The organism is Siphonobacter sp. BAB-5405 (genome assembly GCF_002872335.1).
GTDB lineage: Bacteria > Bacteroidota > Bacteroidia > Cytophagales > Spirosomataceae > Siphonobacter.
This window is the reverse complement of sequence record NZ_NJAG01000036.1, coordinates 90,586-111,780: the sequence shown is the minus strand read 5'-3', so window position 1 is coordinate 111,780 and position 21,195 is coordinate 90,586. Positions and strand designations below refer to the sequence as shown.

Here is a 21,195-nt window from a genome sequence, read left to right as displayed (position 1 = left end):
TTAAATAGCCCTACTGATTCGAATTAGTGGATTAACCGTTGCCTTATTCATGTTTTTTCACGAAGAAACGCTTATATCACGCTACCTTTGCGGGTAAGTACCGAGCTTATATCACAAGACTCCCATCATGATTTATTTCTTTTCTGCGGATCGGGTTACTGTTTATGCAGTGGAAACCCAGCAGTCTCTTACGGATTCGGACCTTTCTAAGTTAAGCTGGCTGTTTGGCGATGCCCCCGTCCTTGCTGAAACCACCCTGAGCCAGGTGTTTACGGGTCCCCGGGCGGCCATGATTACCCCCTGGAGTACCAACGCGGTAGAGATTACCCAGAATATGAATATTCAGGGCATCAGCCGAATTGAAGAATTTACGCAGGTAGAAGCGGACTTCACGGACTTTGATCCGATGGTTTCGCAAAAATACACTGAGCTGAATCAGGCTATTTTCACGATTGATAGTACGCCTGAACCCATCCTGGAACTCGACGATATTGCCGCCTACAACCAGCAGGAAGGCCTTTCGCTGAATGAAGATGAGGTAGCGTACCTGAATGATTTGTCCCAGAAAATCGGTCGCAAGCTTACTGACGCGGAAGTTTTTGGCTTTTCGCAGGTAAACTCCGAGCACTGCCGTCACAAAATCTTCAATGGTACCTTCGTCATTGATGGAGAAGCTCAGCCGACCTCACTATTCAAACTGATTCGCAAAACGTCAGAAACCAACCCCAATGGGATTGTTTCTGCGTATAAAGATAACGTGGCCTTCCTCAAAGGCCCCCGCGTGCAGCAATTTGCTCCCAAGCGGTCCGACGTACCCGAATTTTATCAGGTCAGCGAGTTCGACTCGGTGATTTCGATTAAAGCAGAAACGCACAACTTCCCCACCACGGTGGAGCCCTTCAGTGGAGCCGCTACGGGTTCGGGTGGTGAAATTCGCGACCGTCTGGCCGGGGGTCAGGGTTCCATTCCGCTGGCAGGTACGGCGGTGTATATGACGGCCCTGTCGCGTCTGGAGCAGGATCGCCCCTGGGAAAAAGCCGTAGCGGAACGCAAGTGGTTGTATCAAACGCCGATGGACATCCTGATTAAAGCGTCCAACGGAGCTACGGATTTCGGTAATAAATTCGGTCAGCCGCTGATTACGGGTTCGGTCTTAACCTTCGAACACGAGGAAGAAGGCCGCACGCTGGGTTACGACAAAGTCATTATGCAGGCCGGTGGTATCGGCTATGGCAAAGCCGAACAGGCGAAAAAACACGAACCCAAACCGGGTGACCAGATTGTGGTGATGGGTGGGGATAACTACCGCATCGGATTGGGGGGAGCGGCCGTATCTTCGGCCGATACGGGTAAGTTCGGTTCGGGTATTGAGCTTAACGCCGTACAACGTTCGAACCCCGAAATGCAGAAACGCGTGGCGAACGCCGTGCGTGGCCTGGTGGAAAGCGATCAGAACCCCATCGTATCGATTCACGATCACGGTGCGGGTGGGCACCTGAACTGTCTGTCCGAACTCATCGAAGAAACCGGCGGATCGATCAACCTGGATAAACTGCCCGTGGGTGACCCTACCCTTTCGGCCAAGGAAATCATCGGCAACGAATCGCAGGAACGCATGGGTCTGGTCATTGGCACCGAAGACCTGGAAACACTGCAACGCATTGCTGACCGCGAGCGGGCTCCTATGTACGCCGTGGGCGAAGTAACGGCCGATCATCGCTTTACCATTGCTTCCCACACGACCGATTCCAAACCCATGGATCTGGCACTGGCCGATATGTTTGGCAGTGCTCCCAAGACGGTCATGAACGATACCCGTCTGGAACGTACCTACCAGCCCGTCAGCTATGACGTAAACCAGCTGGAAACGTATCTGGAAGCGGTACTACAACTGGAAGCCGTCGCCTGTAAAGACTGGTTGACCAATAAGGTCGACCGTTGCGTAGGTGGCCGCGTAGCCAAGCAACAAAACGTCGGACCGCTGCACCTGCCCCTGAATAACGTGGGTGTCATGGCACTGGACTTCCAGGGGAAAGACGGGATTGCCACTTCGATTGGTCACGCTCCGATTTCCGCTCTGATTGATCCGGCAGCGGGTAGTCGGAATGCCATTGCTGAATCGCTTTCGAATCTCGTCTGGGCACCGCTCGAAGAAGGGCTGAAAAGCGTCTCGCTTTCGGCCAACTGGATGTGGGCCAGCAAAAACCCTGGCGAAGACGCTCGTCTGTACCAGGCCGTGCAAGCCTGTTCGGATTTTGCGATTAGCCTGGGTATCAATATTCCTACGGGTAAGGATTCCTTGTCGATGAAACAAAAGTACCCCGACAAAGACGTCATTGCCCCCGGAACGGTCATTATCTCGGCGGCAGGTCCCTGCGATAATGTACGCGGTGTTGTGGAACCCGTATTACAGAAGGACGGTGGATCGATTTACTACATCAACCTTTCCGGCGATCAGTACAAGCTGGGCGGTTCATCGCTGGCTCAGGTACTCAACCGCATTGGTAATGAAACGCCCGACGTGATCGACGCCGATGCCTTCAAAACGGCTTTCAATACCATTCAGGAACTGATCAAGGCCGGTAAAATCCAGGCGGGTCACGACGTAGGAAGCGGTGGTTTGATTACGACGCTGCTGGAACTTTGCTTTGCCGACCGCAACCTCGGAGCCACGCTCGACCTGAGCAGCCTGGGTGAGCAGGATAGCGTAGCGAAGCTGTTTGCCGAAAACATCAGTATTGTCTTCCAGGCCGATGCTTCCGTAGAAGCCGTACTGCAGGAAAAAGGCGTTGCCTTCCATAAACTAGGCGAAGTAATCTCGCAGCCCACGCTGACGATCAAGGATCAGCAGGCTACGTATACGCTGGACATTGATCACCTGCGGGACGTCTGGTTCAAGACTTCTTACTTGCTGGATCAGAAACAAAGCGGTCCCAAGCTGGCCAAGGAGCGGTACGAAAACTACAAAAACCACGTACTCCAGTACAGCTTCCCGACTCATTTTACGGGTCAGAAGCCCGAAGCCGGAGCCTTCCGTCCCAAAGCCGCCGTGCTGCGGGAAAAAGGCAGTAACTCCGAGCGGGAACTGGCGAACGCCCTGTACATGGCCGGATTCGATGTTAAAGACGTACACATGACGGATTTGATTTCGGGTCGCGAAACCCTCGAAGACATCCAGTTCCTGGGTGCCGTCGGTGGCTTCTCCAACTCGGATGTACTCGGTTCGGCCAAAGGCTGGGCGGGTGCCTTCCTGTACAATGAAAAAGCCAAGCAGGCCATCGAGCAATTCTTCGGTCGTGAGGATACGCTTTCGGTAGGGATTTGTAACGGATGCCAGCTCTTCATTGAACTGGGCCTGATTAACCCCGAGCACGCCGAGAAGCCCAAAATGCGGCACAATGATTCGCACAAGCACGAAAGTCTGTTTACTACGGTAACGATTCAGGAAAACAACTCCGTAATGCTTTCGTCGCTGGCGGGCAGTACACTGGGTGTGTGGATTTCCCACGGGGAGGGACGTTTTGAAATGCCCTACGCCGAGAGCGAGTACCACATCACGGCCAAGTACGCTTATGAAACGTATCCGGCCAGCCCCAATGGATCGTCGTTCCATACGGCCATGATGAGCGATCAAACGGGTCGTCACCTGGTGATGATGCCCCACGCCGAGCGTTCGGCTCTGCAATGGCAGTGGCCCTACTACCCGGCGGGCCGTACCGACGAGGTATCGCCCTGGATGGAAGCCTTCGTCAACGCACGCAACTGGCTATTGAATCACAAGTAATAGCATACGAAACGGGCTCTGGAAACGGAGCCCGTTTTTCGTTGGAACCCCTACTCCCGGCTGGAACTTTAGATCTTGCTTGCGTGGAAACGCCGGACTGCCGTAGATTTCGATTTTAATTGCACGAGAAGTTGAAAGAACGTTTTTCGTATCGGTTTCGGGTTAAGATAACGGCGGTCCTCGGAGCCTGCTGCTTTGGCGTGGTAGTGCCCACCTTTTACGTGCCCATGGAACTGGGCTCGACCGCTCACCTGCTTTCCATTCTGGTAGCTACCGTGACCAGTTACGTCATCTGGGAAGGCAGTAAGTTCATTCAGGCCCTGACGCTGTATTTTTTCCCCTGGGAGAAAAGTCTGACCCAGCATCTGGTGTATGAGGTACTGGGCATTTTCCTGTTCTCCTCCTGATCCTGATCTGCGGGATTTTACTGTACAGCCGACTGGTCTCTTCGGTGCTTATTACGGCGGGCGTTATCATTCAGAATGGCTTTGTCTCTTTTCTATTGGCCCTTTTATTCATTGCCTTTAACGAAGGAGCTTTTCTGTTCAATCAGTGGAAACAATCGCTTTTGGAACAGGAAAAACTACGGCAGGAAAACCTAGTAGCCCGCGTCGAAGGGTTGAAAAAGCAGCTCGATCCGCATTTCCTTTTCAACAGTTTGAGCGTACTCAGTGGCGTTGTGTATCAGGATCCCGCTCTGGCTGACCGCTACATTTCCAAGCTGGCTCAGGTGTACCGTTACGTGCTGGACCATACCGAGGAAAAACAGGTTCCCTTGTCGGCGGAGATGGCCGTAGTGGAAGCGTACTGCTTTCTGCTGAACGTGCGGTTTTACAATAAAATCCAGATGCACCTGCGGATTGCGACACCCTCGGCTCAGGTTTTACCCCTGTCTATTCAACTGCTGGTCGAAAACGCGGTAAAGCATAATTATATTTCCGAGGACCATCCGCTGAGTCTGTCCATTTATACGCAGGATCAGGTCATATGGGTAGAAAATAGTTTACGCCGAAAAACGGTAAAAGTCCACAGTAGTGGGATTGGTCTGCAAAACCTGGAAGCCCGCTACCGCTACTTTTCCGGACAGTCCATTCGCATTGAAGAAACGGCGGACACGTTTCGTGTGGGCTTACCCCTTTTGAACGATTCATTATGAACGTAGTCATTATTGAGGACGAGTTTTTTTCGGCTGAAAAGCTTCGTATTCTGCTTCAGCAAATCGATCCCTCGCTGGATGTCCTGGCCGTACTGCCTTCGGTTGAAAAGGCGGTAAGCTGGTTCAGTACGCATCCCGAACCCGATCTGATTTTCTCGGATATTCAACTGGAGGACCAGGAAAGTTTTGCCCTCTTCGAGCGATTAGCCATCGATGCTCCCATCATTTACACCACGGCTTACGATCAGTACGCGATTCAGGCATTCAAGCAAAACAGTATTGATTATCTGCTGAAACCTATTAATCCGGAAGAGCTGCGGGCGGCGTTGAAAAAGTACGAGTACCTTTCTCAGCGGTTCCTTGCGAAGGGTTCGGAAACACCTAAATCCGAACCCAAAGAACGGTTTATGGTCCGGAAGGGAAATGGATTTACGGTCGTCAAAGCTCAGGACATTGCCTATTTCAAGAGCGATCAGAAGCTTAGCTTTCTAATCACCTTTGATGGACAGAAACTGCTGGTCGATGCGACATTAGAAGAACTCACCGAGCAGGTCGATGCCCGACGATTCAATCGCATCAGCCGCAATCGTCTCGTTTGTATTGACAGCATCCAGAAAATTCACCCGCACTTCAACGGTCGCCTCAAGCTGGAGCTGATTCCCGCCGACGAAGAAGAGGTGTACGTAAGCCGCGACCGGGTACAGGCCTTTAAGGAATGGATTAATTCCTAAGCTGCAGTAATCAGGAATCAAAATCCAGAAAATTGGCCAGTACGCCCGATGGAGTAGACGTTTTAGGGTTCAAAATGGCTCGATTGGTGAAGACAATGAACCTATCCTTCGCCCGTGAAACGGCTACATTAAGCACATTAGGTTTGTTATCCCGATCAAAAAAGAAACGACCCGAATCTCCTGGCATGCTGGAGCAAAATAGCCCGGAAAGAATAGATAAGGTCGGGCAACACCAAGCCTAGTAAGGTAAACTCGACAGATACCTTCCCATTTCACAGCCTACTCAATTCAGGCCCTGGCCCGGTGCTAAAGAAGGATTCCCCTGCGAGGAGGTATGGAAAACGTTCAAAGTGTGGGTTAATTCGTAACAGGTACTATTCTGGCTGGTATGCGAACCACTACCGCATTTTTTGCCAATACATTGTTGGAAAATTTTAGCTAGCCTACACCATTTTTATCATTCAGTATTACTTTCTGAATCAATAGACATTTTTCATCAGACCATCCAATGCCTGAATCCTGCTAGAAGGGGCGATCATTGGGCTTCTCCTGGTGCGTATCCTGAATAAGCTGCACGGCCTGAAAAAGTGAAGCCAGACTATCTACACCCAGCTTCCTGTACAATCTGGTTTTGATTGTGCTGATGGAAGAAATGTGCAGATTCAGTAGATTGGCTATCTGGGTAGGCTTGAAACCTTCCACAATGTAATGCAATACTTCTTTTTCACGCACTGAAAGGTTTTCAATGGGATTGGAAGGCAAAAACAGCTGATTGATTAGCTTGTCAATACTCATCTGCTTCATTCCGGGACTAAGGTATTTTTCATTCCTGCTAACGGTGTGTACGGCCTGAATTACTTCATCCTTGTGGGCGTCTTTGCTGATGTACCCTTTCGCTCCAGATCTTAAACAGGGAATGGCGTATATTTTCTCATCATAAGCTGAAAAAATCAGAATACGGACATTGGGCTGCTTGCGTAGAAAAGAATCCAGCATTTTAATAGAATTTCCGCCCGGTATATTAAGGTCTAAAATCAACAAGTCGATGGGCATCTTGTTAAAATAGTCTAAAGCTTCCAGGTAAGTAAAGCTTTGATAAAGAGTAAATTCAGAAAAATTTACCTCTAAAAGCATCTTCATCCCAAAATTAACAACGGGATGATCTTCGCAAATAAGTACATTTTTCGTTGACATACGTATGACATGAATAGTTTAAGTTTGAGCTTAAATCTACACATGAATGGAAGTAATTTATCTCATAAAATTATTAAACGACTCTACACCAAATCCTGTCGTTGCTTTCAGCTTTTGCATTTATTGATTGAATTCCCGCTTTACAAAGCTCGGTAATTACCGTAGCATCAAACAGTAAGTTACTTTACAGGTATACTTTATAGTTCTTATCTTAAGCATTACTTTTTAGATATCACAGCTTTACATGACTGGTTGATACATTTTCATATTTCTACAAATCTCTTGCTTGCAAAATCACGCACACTAAGTTAACACGCTAACAATCAACTGACTACATCTATCACTAGAACTGATTTTTGAACCAGACTACTAATCCTGAGCGAAATACCACTCTTGGTTTTTTCTTTTTTATATATGAGTTAATTTTAGCAAATAATGCATAAATACCTGATTATCAACTCTGCGTCTTAACTTATAAATTCAAGGTTTGTAATAATTATTACTACAATTACATAAATTATTACTACTTGTTTTTTAAATATTTACTACATGCCTATCCTTTTCTAATTAATTATTTTACGGATACTGAAATTAATATTTTATAATCACCAAACCATTAAATACTTTTTTTATAAAAACTTATTATTTAAGATCCGTTGAAGCAGAGAATCTCCAGACCATCTTCTGTATTAAAATCTTCATTGTTCTTTTTATTCTCAATCCACTTTTGTTTTTAACGATTGCTTTGCAGGTTCAATCACCGTTCGTTTTCTCTACCGCTCATTTCTTTATTTGCAGTGAATCAGACCTTTGAGACCCATTAACGCGTTTTCATGAACCTCTTCCAGAACCAAAGGGTGGATGCCGAATTCCGCCCGTTCCAGAAGCAGAGCATAGGATGATCGGGCATGAGTCGATACGAAATATCCATAACGCTTATAAGTATACGTTTTATCAACTCAGGTAGTATTTGGCGAAGGGTGTGTTAGTGCAGTCAACCAGGTCGAAACTATCCCCTTGGGGCAGCATACAACGGTGAATAGCTGGCCTCAGCCAAGGTTCGCTACGGATCCTCTGGATGTATGCGGTTACAGATTCGGCGATTGCGGCCTTTGTAAATCGCACCCTTTGCAGTGGTGCGTGCCATCCGGCTCCGCCTTCAAATTTCTTTATACTGGTTCATCTTTCTCTCTCCTTGGGTTCACGCTCATGTACTTCAACCGTTTGTCGTAAACGGCCCATTTCGTATAGCCCTGTACGAACAGCTCAACCAGTAGGATCTGAAGGTTTTTACCTACGCTTCCTCATCTCACCACAAATTAACGGGTTGATGTAAGATCCTTAGTGATCGAATCATACCCAACTCCCCTCAGCTACGCTATCGGGTTCTCACGTTAATCAACAACTGCGACCGCTTACAGAATGGAAAGCATTTTCTTTCGACTGGATCGGAAGCGAAAACCCGCCGTGGCGGTAAGCGTCCAGCTGACGCGTTGCATATCCCTGATGAGCAACTCCGTATTTAGATTGGTCCAGGAGCCGCTTAGATACGTATACCAGTTACTGCCGTTGTAACCCGCATTCAGGTTCCCCTGCAATTGAGTTACTGACCTGATTGCCATTCTTTTTACGTGCGTTTCTTTCAAGCCTCCAACGCCAATCGAAGCCGAAGGAGCAATGAGCCAGTTATGGATGACCAGGTTGTACGCGTACCCGCCCTTCAGCAGGAGTGATACCCAGGCCGGATTTCGGGATAACAGGGTAAACGTGCCGGGATCTTCGATTAAATCGGGCGAGGGAACAGGCCAACGGATCGCGTGCCACAGACCCGTCGCCGTAACAAAAGCCGAGCCCGACGAACGGCGTTGCTGCTCGGAAAAAGCATAGGCGGCTTTCGGAGAGAACTGACTGGAATGAACATAATACATCACTTCTGCTCCCGCACTTTCAAAAGTAATGCCGCGAAAAATTTCGAACCCCCGGTGTTTGCCTTCGGGAATCAGTAGTCCATTGTAAAACTGATAGAAAGGCTGCAAAATCCACTTGCGGTTGCCTAGTCTGACCTTAAGTTGCCGGTAATTGAATTTAGCCTGATTATCCAGCATGGTGCCGGGCAGGTTGAACGCATATTGCACATACAGCCATTTATAGGTCAGGTCCGCCCCTAGCGTCGCACTCCGGTTGACCCGCAACTGAAAGTCATTCTTCTGAAAATACCGATCCGAAAAATCGAAGTTGATGTTATACAGACCAGAGTAGACCTCAAGGGTATTCGGTTTCGAGAAAGGTCGGATATAGGTGGTATCGACGGCTTGTGCCGCAGCCATTAATACCTGCATGACCAAACACCCGATCAACAAACCATACTTTTTCATTGTAGTAATCACCAACAAATAGTGCTTTTATACCGCTTTCTTCAGTTCATACGTTCAACTACGGATCCCCTCCATCGATTACCAGCGATCTAACGATTCAAGCCATGTAAGGACTACAACGGACCGCACTCCGAGTTGTTCATTTTTTGAATATAGTACATTCGGAAAAGAACAAAGCAAGATCATTGCTGAGCGTCCCCATGGCAGGTATTCGAGTCTACTCTATAATATGGACTGGTCGTACACGTAGGCAGTTGGTCCCGACGAGGGGCTTTCCAAAACCAGCTTCTTTTATGGTCTTTCAGCCCGCTCCTTCCGTCTACGTATTCGATCATTGCCCCTGTACAAGCCAAATTTCTTTGCTAGATTGCCGGAGTATCTTATTCGGAATAAATCCTTTATGCACATGCGACTTTTAGCACTGATGGCCTATGCCAGTATCGCTTCACTGATCCTTACCGCGTTTTCGGAGGACGTTCCAGCCGTTAATCAACTTTCTGCTCAGGAAAAAAAAGAGGGCTGGAAGCTGTTGTTCGACGGCAAAACGCTTCAGGGCTGGCATCTCTATAATCAGGGAAACAAACCTTCCGTGTGGCGGGTGGACAAGGGTGAATTACAGTGTGTTCCGAACGGTACGGGATCAACTTTGGAGCACGGCGATCTGGTCACTGATCAAACGTACAGTAATTTTGATTTGAAGTTTGAATGGAAAATCTCCAAGGCTGGCAACAGTGGCGTCTTTATCAATGTGGTTGAACGCAAGGACATTCCCACCGCCTGGGCTTCGGGGCCGGAGTACCAACTGCTGGAACCTTCGCATTATGATTATAACGCTGATCCGAAAAAACGAGCGGGTTGTCTGTACGGATTTGCTCCCCAGAAAAACGAAGCCGTAACCAAACCCGTGGGTGAGTGGAATCAATCCGAAATCAAGCAGAAAAACGGTAAAATCGAATTCTACCTCAATGGCGTCTTAACCGCCGAACAGGATTTGACTACGTCGGAATGGAAACAAAAAATTAAAAACACGAATTTTCAACACTTCCCGGCTTTTGGCAAGGCTACTAAAGGACACCTGGCCTTGCAGGACTGGATGCAGGGGATTTCTTTTCGTAACCTTAAACTAAAAGAAGAGTAAGAGGACTTGAACGGTCTTCTTACTCTTCCTTCAATCAGGGGACTGTGACTCACTATTCTTTCCGGTCACCCTTCATTTCAACCGTTCGGAAACGGGCTGGATAGCCCCTTTTCGGACGGTTGTTTGCTTTCGTTGCGTAACTCTTTTTCGCTGCAGCCACTGCCAGGTTAGTACCAGGCCCGTACTGCTGGTAGCGGTTCCTCCGAGTAATAAAACGATCAGGGTAATATCCCAAAGCGGTCTGCGGTTTAACAGAAAGCTAAAATCCAGACTGTGTAACCCGTGATACAGCCAGCGTTCGACACGTGTTAATGTCTGGTGTTTAGATACCACCTGACTCGTTTTTAAATCCACGTAATACCAGATTTGCTCGGGGGTGTCGAGTTTAGTTCGTAACACGGGCAAACGTTTTTCGCCGTTCTTCGCGTAGTAGTACGCGTCATAACGGTCCAGGACTTTCGATTCCAGCACCGCTACCTTCGGTTCCAGTTTCCGAATCGCTTCCTCGATTGCCTGAGGTTCAAAGCTCTGGAATGGATTGGCCTCGGCTTCATCCGCCGCCAGTACACGCGTGTGATGATCGTCCTGCAGAGCCAGGTAGTAAGGTCTGCCGTTCCACTGAATTAAGTGTATCTCTTTGAGTACCAGTTCCCGCGATAACTTCTGATAAGCCGCTGCCGGATTTACTTTAAATAAGGTCAGGTTCAGCGGGCCACCCATCCAGCGTTCGGTTGCCTGCGATGAAAGGCGGGTGGAGGGTGCCCAGTTGAAAGGGCTCATGGAAAACAAGCCGCTCAATACCCAGGTAAACGCGAAAAGCCCAAAGACAAAACCCGTGTAATGATGCCAGCGGAACCAGCGTTTTTTGTACGGACTAAACGCCAGCGATTCGGTCTGTTTGCGTTGGTAGCGAATGAAGCCCATCGCCAATCCTGCAAAACACATCAGGGTTCCGATTATGGAAACCCAGATGACTATCTGACTCCAGACGGGTCGGTTACGGATGAGGAACGTCGGATAAATCCAGTGCGGAATTGGCCCCAGCCAGGCCAGTAACCGTTGCCGGGCCGTAACCTGCTGAACGACTTCGTTTGAAAAAGGAGACACATACACATAAGTCCCCGCTTCGTCGTCCATTTGCATACGATACACTTCGGGCAGATAACCCTGCGAACGGTGGGCCGCCATCCACTGATCGATCTCCGTTAACTTTTCAACCTGCTGTACCCCCGCATGGGACCAGTGCTGAGCCAATTGACGAGCAAAGCTTTCACTGGCATAGGGCAAAATAGCCGGGTTATCCGCGTAGATACTAAGCTGGCGGTTTTGTAGGGTAACGATCCGATATACGGGCCGATTCAGTACCATCCCTAAGCGAATGGATTTGATGGAATCCGTTACTCCTGCTCTAGTAATCGCTTCTGCCGGCGTTAACAGGCAGGTTGTCAAATCAATCGGAGGCGTTTGTTGCAGCTTCTGGTGTGATTTGAGCGTCGGATACGACACGTACATCATCATCAGTCCCGACAGAAACCAGACCAGAAACAGTAGACTCAAGGCAAATCCCAGGTAGCGATGAACGAGCCGAATGGCTTTGGTGACTGTTTTCACGAAAGATATACAAAGCCGCAGACTCCAAAAGTCCGCGGCTGAAAGGTTAAAGTTGGTAACTAAGCGTCAGCAGGTAATTACGGGTGGCTCCGGGATAAAACTGCCGGGTTAAGATCACGTTGGTGAAATAGCGTTCGTTAAACAGGTTATTCACATTCGCCCGAATGCTCACGCGGTTCAGCTGATACCCCAGGGCCACATCGACGGTTCGATAGGCCGGCAAAACGTACGTATTCGCCGAGTTGGCGAAGGCTTCGCTTTGATAGTTGAAGCCCACCCCGGCATTCAGCCCTTTCAAGTTTTTTTGCTGAATCGTGTAGTTTAGCCAGGCATTTACCAGATGCTTCGGAGCCAGTACCGCCGTTTTACCCGCCACGGGGTTTACCTCCGCACTGGCGTAGGGTAAATACTGGGCTTTGGTGAAGGTATAACCCACCGTCAAATCAAGGCCCGCGACGGGATTGCCCTGAGCCTCCACTTCAAAACCTTTCGATTCTGCCGAACCTACGCGTTTGAACACGCCACCGGGCAGACCTTCCACCTGATTGTCTTTTCGCATGTAGTACACCGAAGCCGAAGCGGCAAATTTTGATGACAGCTCCAGTCGGGAGCCCACTTCAGCCTGATAACCCGTTTCTGGATCGAACGTCTCCCCATTTGGAGCTACCCGGCGAGAGGGTTTGAAATACGTTGAGTACGAGGCGTAAACGGATAAAGGTTCAATGGGCTGATACACTAGTCCCAGCCGATAGGTCAGGGCATTCCGGGCTATGGTTGATTTCGCTCCGTAGTTGGTTACCTGGCGGTCTTTGTCCACCTGATCGGTGTAATATTCGCCTTTGAATACATCGTAACGCAACCCAACTAATGCCTTGATTTTTTCGGAAAACCGGATGAAATCCTGTAAGTAAATCCCGTGTACCGTTTCATCCGTAGCCCGGTAGTAGGTATCGTAGTAATCGATATATCCCTGGTTTTCAATCGGGTTTTGTACGGGAATGGTTGCTCCTTTGCCGGGACCAAAAATCGTACCGTTATACGTTTTACGGTCTAGTACGCTAAGCGAATACCCCAGCAAAATCTTCTGCGAAACCTTGGCGGTGTTGAGATCGTAGGTCAGCTCCAGCTGATTTTGTAAGGGCTTGGTGAGGTGATTGAAGTAGTAGGGAAACGAGCGGGTAATGGAATCCCGCCGGGTATTGAGCGTCAGTTCTTCCGTTGAAAAATAATCGATGTTATCGTCCGAATACGAGAGCTGATTGGAAAGTTTCAGGTTGGCCATAAGCTGCCGCACGTAGCGAAACTGAACATCCGTTCGAGTATGCTTTAAAAAATCAGCGGGGTCGTTGTAACGCGTCATTAGATCCATGCCGGGAACCAGCACGCCGCCCGCCAAAACGGGAATACCCGAATCCGTGCGGTACACATCTTTATTGGCTCCTAACGACAAATAAAAGTAGTCCTTGCGGGTGGGTGTATATTCCAGGGCCACGTAGGCATTGTTGGTAGAGATACCCGCCTGCCGGAAACCATCGGTATTCGACACCCCGAAATCCATCCGGTACCGAAGCTTCGGGTTGATCGAACCACCCGCACCAGCCCGCATCCGACGGGTATTGAAACTCCCGTAAGTCGCGGAAAAATTAGCCCTGAAATCGGCCGTAGGCTGTTTCCGTACGATGTTGATGATACCACCCAAAGCCGAGTGCCCAAACAGAACGGAAGCCGGGCCTTTCAGTACTTCGATGCGTTCGACGTTGGCTAAATTCGTGTTGGGAGCACTTGTGGAAATGTTATGTCGCTCATCCCGAACGCCATCCATCAGTACGACAAAGTTGCTGAAGCCGCGAATGGTGAAGTGCTGAAAACCGCCGTAGGTGTTGTTGGAGCGAACGCCCGTGGTATTTTTCATGGCATCCCCCAGATCATCAATGCCGCGTTGCTCGATGGTTTTTGAGCTGACCGAGCTGGTAGACAAAGGCAGATCCCGCAGCGGAACATCGATTTTGTTAATCGCCGAAAAGGAGCGGTTTCGCTGACTGGTTACCGTCACAACCGAAAGCTCGTGGGTTTTCTGGTTGAGCTGATAGTGCAGGGGCAGGGTTTCGCCGGCTTTGACCTGTACCTGAACCTGACGTACTTCGTACCCGATGCCGCTCAGTGTGAGAGTATACGCTCCCGCCGGAATTGCCTGCAGTTTAAAACTGCCGTCGGCCTGGGTGATTGCTCCCAGGCCCATAGGCTCCAGACGAATGGAAATGCCGGGGATGGGTTCCTGGGTTTCCGTTTCAATTCGCCCTTCCAGCGAACCGTTTTTGTGTTGCGGGAATGCCTTTAAGAGTACACCGCAGAGGAGTACCCAGGTGGTAAAAAGGGCTTTGCTACTTAATCGTGAAGTAGAAATGGGGAGCATAACTTTTAACGAAAAGGTTAAAAGTTCTTCGCTTGCGTTCTAGCTAATGATGAGACAGGAATACAGAGGAAATCAGGAAAGCTTACGCACGGGCATACGCATATCGGCACAGTGGTGCCCCTACAACAAAGCAAAGCTCCCCTTGATAACGCTCTAAACCGTGAAAGCATGATCAGCTAAGAAAAAGGCAGGTCTCCTGACTTGTTCCATTTCAGACGCCTTCCCATACCGAGTGATACAGTGGCTCAGTTGTCTGAAACGTATGCCGTTTGCAGTTTTCAGTTTTCCGTTGTCAATATTTGAATAATTGAAAACGGAAAACGGTCAACCGCAAACTGCGTAGAACTTACAGTTGCACGACAGCTCGTGATTTACACACGATTCCCTATTAATCTGTCTTTCGACAGAACCTTTTTCCGTGGAATAAGAAGTAAAGAACTTGAATGAGGCCGCGAAGGTAGGCTAAAAATGATAGATTAAAGAAGGAAGAGGTAACATTACCTAATGTCCTTATTCAACCTTACTCAGCTTTAGCCCGATTAACTACGGTTTAGCCAGGCCCTGCAAAAGAGGAAAGTCAATAGGAAGGCTTCTATCGTTTTACCCGCCGAGCGGCTAATTTAGGCGTTTGCAGCCATTTCAGTGTCGCTCCTGTTTTCAGCTCTTAAACCCGTCCCTGACTCCAAGGATTGGTAGAGACAATTCAGTATAGAAGTGAAGGTAACGCTTCTTATTTTCCCACAATCTCTTTTCTGAAATGCTTCCCCCAGTTGCGTAATTCGACTAACAGGTCTTTCATGGACAGGCCCAGAGGGGTCAGAGCGTATTCTACCGTGACGGGCATACTATCATACAGCGTACGGGTAATGAGCTGATTTTCTTCCAGGGCCTTTAGTTCCTGCGAAAGCATTTTGGGCGAGATCTCCGGAATATCCCGCTGGATTTCACCGAAGCGTTTGTTGCCATACGTCAGGGAGATGATAATGGGAATCCGCCATTTGCCCTGAATGACTTCCATGGCATCTTTGGCTACTTTCAATTCATACTGGCAAGCGGGTTCGGTGCTTTTCATGTTTGGTAATGGTTCATACGTACTTACTCCCAGGTAACTACTTACCCACAGGTAACAGCTATCTTTTCGAAAGTGAATGTAGCTAGTTTTGTCGCATTCACATTTTTGAACAAGATCATTCATGAAAAATCTGTTTTTTCTTACTCGCGTTTCTAGTATCCACCGTTAGTCTGGCCCAATCACGTACGCCACGAACCTTTCTGCTCGTGCACGGGGCCTGGTCGGGTGGGTGGGATTACGCTAAAGTGAATGCCTTACTAACGGCCAAAGGGGATAAAGTCTACCGACCAACGCTTACAGGTTTGGGCGAACGCGTGCATTTGTCCAATGCCAGCGTCAACCTGAGTACGTACATCTCGGATATTGTGAATGTGATCCGGTTTGAAGATCTGCACAACGTAATTCTCGTCGGACATAGTTACGGCGGCATGGTCATAGCGGGCGTGGCGGAGCAGGTACCCGACCGCATTCGGCAACTCGTGTACCTGGACGCAATGGTACCCAATGATGGAGAAAGTGCCAAGGATGTGTGTGGTCCGATCTGGGACGCCCTGATGGTATCGCACATCAAAGACAGCGTGATGACCTATCCCTTCGGTCCTACCAAACCCACGCCGCCCATGGACGTACCTCAGCCCATTAAAACTTATACGGAGCCGCTAAGAATTAGCAATCCACGGGTTAAATACATTCCAACTGCTTTCATTGTCATGACGAAAAACGGCAAAAGTGATAGCCATACGGACGCCATGGGCCTAAGTCGGGCCAGGGCCAGAAACTGGAAGATTTACCCCTTTGAAGGCGGCCATTATTCCATGCGGGAACAACCCGAAAATCTGGTAAAAAAACTAGATCTGGTACTGGAAAAGTAACGGCTGAGGATTCGTTCGTAACTGGATGGTAAGTTTTCATCAGTCATGAAACATTTCCTGAGGAATCGAATGGAATATATAAGAACCAAGTACTCCGGAAAACCTGCCAGAAATTGAGTCTCAGACTCTATTTTATTAAACGACAAGGGCAGGAACGGATGAAATCCATTCCTGCCCAATAGATCGAACCTACGATTCTAAACGGAATTTTACGAACCGCAAAAACACTGAGCTACTCAAGGCGGGCTGTACCCGCAGAGGTCCCCATCGGCTCCTCCGCAGTTGCCGGACTCGGAGCGTTTTCAATGGCCTCCAATAGCCAGACGGGAGGTTCCCCGGCCGGCTGGTCGCCCGAGGTCGTAGTCGTACCGGTATTACTACTCGCGGGATCTGTTCCCTGGGGCTCCCCGCCGGTGTAACTCGGCGTTGAGTCTGACTTTACTGAGCCAGAAACGACTTCGGTTTTGGGATCTACTTCAATGGTTATTTTCATGGCGATGCTAGTTCAAAACCGCGTACCGGGCCTCGATGTTGACCGGTACGTTGGTCAGGTTTTTAATTAATACCCAATAGGTTACGTACGTGGCGTTAGCCCGTTCTACGCGAGTTTCCCATTCCACCTGGGGGGCTCCAGTCCGTGGTGACGTAGGTACCACATGCCAGATGACGTGCCAGCTAGCCGGCCAGTTGAACGTATACCACTGGGCGGAGGCATTGGCCGCTACCGTACCCGTAAATTGAACACCAACTCTCATGATCGTGAAGGTTTGAAATAAGGTTAAGAAAAATTTGTATCCGGGTTATCAGACCCCATTGTTTCAGCAGGTTGAGACTACCAGCCCAGTACCGTAAACCTCCCTTCAAAATTCAGGGGCCGGTTACTGAGATTGGTTACATTGAGCCAATAGGTAATGAAGCCATCCGAAGCCCGCTCTACCTGCGTTTTGATTTTAAGCTGCGGAGCACCGGGTACCGGCGTAGTAGGAACGGCCGTCCATACGACGTGCCAGTGAGCGGGCCAATTGAACGTATACCAGCGACCTGTAGCATTGGCCCCCAAACTGCCCGTAAACTGCACGCCCGACCAGGTATTGGTTTGTAAGACGAGCGGAATCAACTGGCGTAAGTTGGGACGATTACCGATCCGTTGCGTGAGCGGACGTCCGGTTGCGGCCTGTTGGGGAGAACCCGTCGTGCGGAGTACTTCCCGGGCCCGTGCGGGCGTCAGCGGGATGCGTCCGTAGGCCCGAAGAATGCCCTGCAAACAGGCGAGGGTTCCGACAACGATCGGCGAAGCACTCGACGTACCGTTGAACGTATCGGTATACTGTTCGTTTTCGGGCCCACCCTGTAAATCGCCGTAACCCGTGGTCGTCACTTCCCAACCCCATCCCTGCACGTCGATCATGGAACCAAAGTTGGAAAAATTGCAGCGTGCCCGGTCGGTGTATACTTCTCCACTGCCCGTCTCGACATTGCGTCCGTGCGTACCGGGCGGCGGATTTCCCGCTCCTACTACCACGGCCCCTGAGTCCCGGTTGGCCCGGTTAAACGGATTCCGCCAGGTCGCCGGAAAACCCGTCAAAGCCGTATTGTAGCCCACCGCATCGAGGTTGTTGTTGCCATTGCCGGCAGCTTCGACCACAATGACACCCCGACTGACGGCATAACGAATGGCGTCAAAATCAGCGGGCCACCATTCCACGGTCGTAAGGCCCAGGGTTGGGTGCGAATATTGCTGTTCAATTAGAATGATGTCACCCGGCCGGAGGCTATCGGCCGCCAACTGGATAACTTGGGGCAGATTATAGGTCATGGCCGCATCCCGGTACACCGAAATAGCCCGCAGGTTGGCATCTGGCTAATGCCCGTTACCCCGATCGTATTGGTATCTCCACCGATTACACCCAGTACGGCTGTTCCGTGGTTTCGCCAGTCGGCTCGCTGTACGCCGCTGAGTAATCCGCCCGAGTTCTGAGCCAGATCTTCGTGCGTAAAATTCCATCCCCCTTCAATGTCGATCACCTGCACATTCGCTCCCCGTCCACCCGGATACGTCCAGGCAAACACTGCATCAACGCCCTGGGGCGATGCCTGCAAATAGCCCTGTCGATCGACAAAACTAGGGGTAACCGGTATGGAAGGATCCGGAGCGGCGGACCGTACCGCTGTTTCAATGAAAGGCAACGTGGCCTGCGGCTGTACGTAAGCTCCCTCGACTTCTTCGCGTTGCAATAAGGACTGAATCAGAGGATCTGCCTGCTCAGCGGGCACTTCCGTAACGTAGTATACGCTTAAATCAGGAGCGGGTTCCGTAGAGGCTTCCAGCGTGGATAGCCTTGCGGGGGTATCGTTGAACAAAGGCCGGAACGATACGGATTCTGCGGCCGGGGCATTCGCCAACAGGCTGGCTCCCTGCTCCGGCGAGAAACCGGGCCGGACAATCACGACTACCTGCGTCCGTTGCGGACCTTCCGGGCCGCCGGCAGTCGGCGGTTCGCCCGGGAAAGGCTTGGTTGTTTTAGCCATCAGTTAAACAGGTTAAAAGGTTGAAGAATAGTATCAGACTTGTAAACACTTGCTGGCAAAATCAAACTCTTAGTCGCAACCGCACCCACGGATGGTAACACCATCGCTCCTGCTTTTCAGGAATATGAAATGCGTACGAAAGGGAGTGTCCTTTTCAGTAGGGGCATTACTTGCTTTCTCTACCTGCCGGTGTTTGATACAGCTTTTGTGAGGAGAACAGGTACGGCAAAAGCTGTAATAGAAGATTCAAACCGCATTCTATTGGTTCACAGCGAAGCGAATGGTAAGGTTTGATTTTATTACCTTTGCCGGATGAACATTTCCTCGACCTCACCCACCCCGACTACGACAGACTTCAAAGGTTTTAAAGTCTACCCAATAACCGGAGTGGCCAACCCTGCCCAACCCCATGGTCGGCGGGATTTTTATAAAATCGTTTTGATCAGCGGGGAAATGACGCTGGATTACGGCGGACACAAAATGGATCTGAGCGGCAGTAACCTCATTCTGCTCAACCCCCGGGTGCCTCATGCGGTAGAACACCGCACGGAACGAAAGGGATTCGCCTGCGTCTTTACGGAAACTTTTCTGGCGGGTCGGGAACGTACGGAATTGCTCCAGCACTCACCCTTGTTTCGGTTCGATGGTTCGCCCGTTCTTTCGCTTAGTTCTGAGCAGACGGAATTCATGAGCGGTCTATTTCAAAAAATGCGATCCGTTTATACCAGCGATTACGACTACAAGGAAGACTTGTTGAAAACCTGTCTGGAGCTGATTTTACGGGAAGCTTTACGCATTCAGCCGCCCCTGCCTACGCTTTCAACCAAGAACGGAGCTACGCGGCTGACCCAGCTTTTTCTGGATCTGCTGGAAAGGCAGTTCCCTATTGAAAGTCCCGTTAGTCCGCTTCGTTTCCGAACGCCTCAGGATTTTGCCGAAGCCCTCTCGGTACACGTCAACTACCTTAATCGTTCCGTTAAGGAAAGTACTGGAAAGCCGACTTCCGTCCACCTGGCCGAGCGAATCACGGCGGAAGCCAAAGCCCTTTTACAACACACGGACTGGAGTGTCGCGGACATTGCGTACAGCCTCGGGTTTGAATACCCCACCTACTTTCACAATTACTTTAAACGAATCACCGGCCGTACGCCTAATCTCCTTCGAACGCGTAAAGTTTGAAAATCATACTTTTCGGTTTGATTCTCTTTATTCATTTCCTCCCTTTTAAATGGAGATTTGTCCTATCAAACTAGTAGCAGGGAAGCCCACCTACGAGCCCTTGCTATTGAACGGTAAGTCAACGAAAACCATGAAAAAGAGAACACTAAACCGATTGGAAGTATCCGCCATTGGCTATGGCTGTATGGGCTTAAGCATGGGTTATGGTTCAGCCCCGGCCCCGCAAGAAGCGATCCAGCTGATTCGCCGGGCTTTTGAACTGGGCTGTACTTTCTTCGATACCGCCGAAATTTACGCCATGGGAGCCAATGAGCGACTGGTTGGCGAAGCCTTGCAACCCCTGCGTAATCAGGTGGCAATCGCAACCAAGTTTTTACTGCAGAAAGACTGGGAAGGCCATTCCCGAGAACGTTTGATGCAGGCGTTACGCAACCGTCTGGAAGCTTCCCTCAAGCGATTGGGTACGGATCACGTCGAATTGTACTACCAGCACCGCGTCAATAAAGATATTCCGGTGGAAGACATTGCGTACTGCATGGGCGAATTCATCAAGGAAGGAAAAATACGGGGCTGGGGCCAGTCGCAGGCGACAGTCGAAGAAATCCGGCGTGCACACGCCATCACCCCTCTGACGGCCATTCAGAGTGAATACTCGATGATGGAGCGGAAGTTTGAACCGGACGTTATTCCCGTCTGCGAAGCATTGGGCATTGGTTTCGTCCCCTTCTCCCCCCTGGCCAACGGATTTTTGTCCGGCCAAGTCAAACCCGAAGCCGAATATACCGGCATGGATGCCCGTCGGGTCATTACGCGTTTCGACAAGGATAATATCGTGGCGAATCAACCATTGCTGGATCTGCTACATCAGGTGGCGGCGGATAAACAGGCCACGCCCGCCCAGATTTCTCTGGCCTGGATGCTCCATAAAAAGCCTTTTATTGTACCCATTCCGGGCTCGCGAAAGGTGCACCGGATGGAGGAAAACTTCGGAGCCGCCGCAGTCGTCTTAACGGATGCTGAATACGCAGAAATCGAAAGGGCGTTGGCTCAGATTGAAATTCACGGCAACCGAACCGATGAAGACATTGCCCGCCTGCGGACGCTTCAGTAAACGGTACGTATCCAATCAACAGTTACTCAT

At 49.8% G+C, this 21,195-nt stretch carries 18 protein-coding genes and 1 riboswitch; of the genes, 8 read left to right on the top strand and 10 right to left on the bottom strand.

The genetic code is table 11. From position 1 onward, the window contains the following. Positions 1-127: 127 nt before the first annotated feature. From purL to BWI97_RS19880, 4 genes are all read left to right on the top strand, one after another. Positions 128-3,784, top strand: coding sequence for a phosphoribosylformylglycinamidine synthase (gene purL, locus BWI97_RS19895; RefSeq protein WP_102202481.1), 3,657 nt, complete (start codon positions 128-130; stop codon positions 3,782-3,784). 131 nt (positions 3,785-3,915) lie between these two features. Then, positions 3,916-4,191, top strand: coding sequence for a hypothetical protein (locus BWI97_RS19890; protein WP_146010984.1), 276 nt, complete (start codon positions 3,916-3,918; stop codon positions 4,189-4,191). A gap of 44 nt (positions 4,192-4,235) precedes the next feature. After that, the gene (locus BWI97_RS19885; protein ID WP_158242804.1) at positions 4,236-4,940 is read left to right on the top strand and encodes a sensor histidine kinase; all 705 of its coding nucleotides are present in this window, start codon (positions 4,236-4,238) and stop codon (positions 4,938-4,940) included. After that, positions 4,937-5,671, top strand: coding sequence for a LytTR family DNA-binding domain-containing protein (locus tag BWI97_RS19880; protein WP_102202478.1), 735 nt, complete (start codon positions 4,937-4,939; stop codon positions 5,669-5,671). The genes BWI97_RS19885 and BWI97_RS19880 overlap by 4 nt, the downstream gene beginning before the upstream one ends. Before the next feature lie 10 nt (positions 5,672-5,681). On the opposite strand, the gene BWI97_RS27730 is transcribed toward BWI97_RS19880, so the two are convergent. From BWI97_RS27730 to BWI97_RS19870, 3 genes are all read right to left on the bottom strand, one after another. Then, complete coding sequence (locus BWI97_RS27730) at positions 5,682-5,858, bottom strand: hypothetical protein (RefSeq protein ID WP_158242803.1); 177 nt, start codon at positions 5,856-5,858, stop codon at positions 5,682-5,684. A 335-nt stretch (positions 5,859-6,193) separates the two neighbouring features. After that, positions 6,194-6,865 (bottom strand): response regulator transcription factor, encoded by a 672-nt coding sequence (locus BWI97_RS19875; protein WP_094808610.1) that lies wholly within the window; start codon positions 6,863-6,865, stop codon positions 6,194-6,196. 1,415 nt (positions 6,866-8,280) lie between these two features. Beyond that, positions 8,281-9,240, bottom strand: coding sequence for a DUF4421 family protein (locus BWI97_RS19870; protein ID WP_102202477.1), 960 nt, complete (start codon positions 9,238-9,240; stop codon positions 8,281-8,283). A 406-nt stretch (positions 9,241-9,646) separates the two neighbouring features. On the opposite strand from BWI97_RS19870, the gene BWI97_RS19865 reads away from it, so the two are divergent. Beyond that, positions 9,647-10,378: a DUF1080 domain-containing protein gene (locus BWI97_RS19865; protein ID WP_233207918.1), complete on the top strand. Its 732-nt coding sequence runs from the start codon at positions 9,647-9,649 to the stop codon at positions 10,376-10,378. Positions 10,379-10,450: 72 nt separating this feature from the next. Here BWI97_RS19865 and BWI97_RS19860 read toward each other — a convergent pair whose 3' ends face one another. The 3 genes from BWI97_RS19860 to BWI97_RS19850 all read right to left on the bottom strand — a co-directional run bounded on the left by BWI97_RS19860 (position 10,451) and on the right by BWI97_RS19850 (position 15,474). Further along, complete coding sequence (locus BWI97_RS19860) at positions 10,451-11,989, bottom strand: PepSY domain-containing protein (RefSeq protein ID WP_102202476.1); 1,539 nt, start codon at positions 11,987-11,989, stop codon at positions 10,451-10,453. A gap of 46 nt (positions 11,990-12,035) precedes the next feature. Next, on the bottom strand, positions 12,036-14,402 hold the full coding sequence (locus tag BWI97_RS19855) for a TonB-dependent receptor (RefSeq protein ID WP_102202475.1): 2,367 nt from the start codon (positions 14,400-14,402) through the stop codon (positions 12,036-12,038). Positions 14,403-14,570: 168 nt separating this feature from the next. Continuing rightward, positions 14,571-14,831: riboswitch (cobalamin riboswitch) on the bottom strand. A 301-nt stretch (positions 14,832-15,132) separates the two neighbouring features. Continuing rightward, complete coding sequence (locus BWI97_RS19850) at positions 15,133-15,474, bottom strand: helix-turn-helix domain-containing protein (RefSeq protein ID WP_094808614.1); 342 nt, start codon at positions 15,472-15,474, stop codon at positions 15,133-15,135. Between the two features lie 206 nt (positions 15,475-15,680). Here BWI97_RS19850 and BWI97_RS19845 point away from each other — a divergent pair, with 206 nt between their 5' ends. Beyond that, positions 15,681-16,346 carry an alpha/beta fold hydrolase gene (locus BWI97_RS19845; protein WP_158242802.1) on the top strand — a complete coding sequence of 222 codons (666 nt, stop codon included), beginning with the start codon at positions 15,681-15,683 and terminating at the stop codon, positions 16,344-16,346. 232 nt (positions 16,347-16,578) lie between these two features. Here BWI97_RS19845 and BWI97_RS19840 read toward each other — a convergent pair whose 3' ends face one another. The 4 genes from BWI97_RS19840 to BWI97_RS19825 form a co-directional block, all read right to left on the bottom strand. Next, positions 16,579-16,839: a hypothetical protein gene (locus tag BWI97_RS19840; RefSeq protein WP_102202473.1), complete on the bottom strand. Its 261-nt coding sequence runs from the start codon at positions 16,837-16,839 to the stop codon at positions 16,579-16,581. Between the two features lie 7 nt (positions 16,840-16,846). Continuing rightward, on the bottom strand, positions 16,847-17,101 hold the full coding sequence (locus BWI97_RS19835; protein WP_094808618.1) for a hypothetical protein: 255 nt from the start codon (positions 17,099-17,101) through the stop codon (positions 16,847-16,849). A gap of 77 nt (positions 17,102-17,178) precedes the next feature. After that, positions 17,179-18,162, bottom strand: coding sequence for a S8 family serine peptidase (locus BWI97_RS19830; RefSeq protein WP_102202472.1), 984 nt, complete (start codon positions 18,160-18,162; stop codon positions 17,179-17,181). Then, positions 18,159-18,875 carry a hypothetical protein gene (locus BWI97_RS19825; protein WP_102202471.1) on the bottom strand — a complete coding sequence of 239 codons (717 nt, stop codon included), beginning with the start codon at positions 18,873-18,875 and terminating at the stop codon, positions 18,159-18,161. The genes BWI97_RS19830 and BWI97_RS19825 overlap by 4 nt, the downstream gene beginning before the upstream one ends. A gap of 312 nt (positions 18,876-19,187) precedes the next feature. Here BWI97_RS19825 and BWI97_RS19820 point away from each other — a divergent pair, with 312 nt between their 5' ends. Further along, positions 19,188-20,054, top strand: coding sequence for an AraC family transcriptional regulator (locus BWI97_RS19820; protein WP_102202470.1), 867 nt, complete (start codon positions 19,188-19,190; stop codon positions 20,052-20,054). A 130-nt stretch (positions 20,055-20,184) separates the two neighbouring features. Beyond that, positions 20,185-21,165, top strand: coding sequence for an aldo/keto reductase (locus BWI97_RS19815; RefSeq protein ID WP_102202469.1), 981 nt, complete (start codon positions 20,185-20,187; stop codon positions 21,163-21,165). Positions 21,166-21,195: the final 30 nt, after the last annotated feature.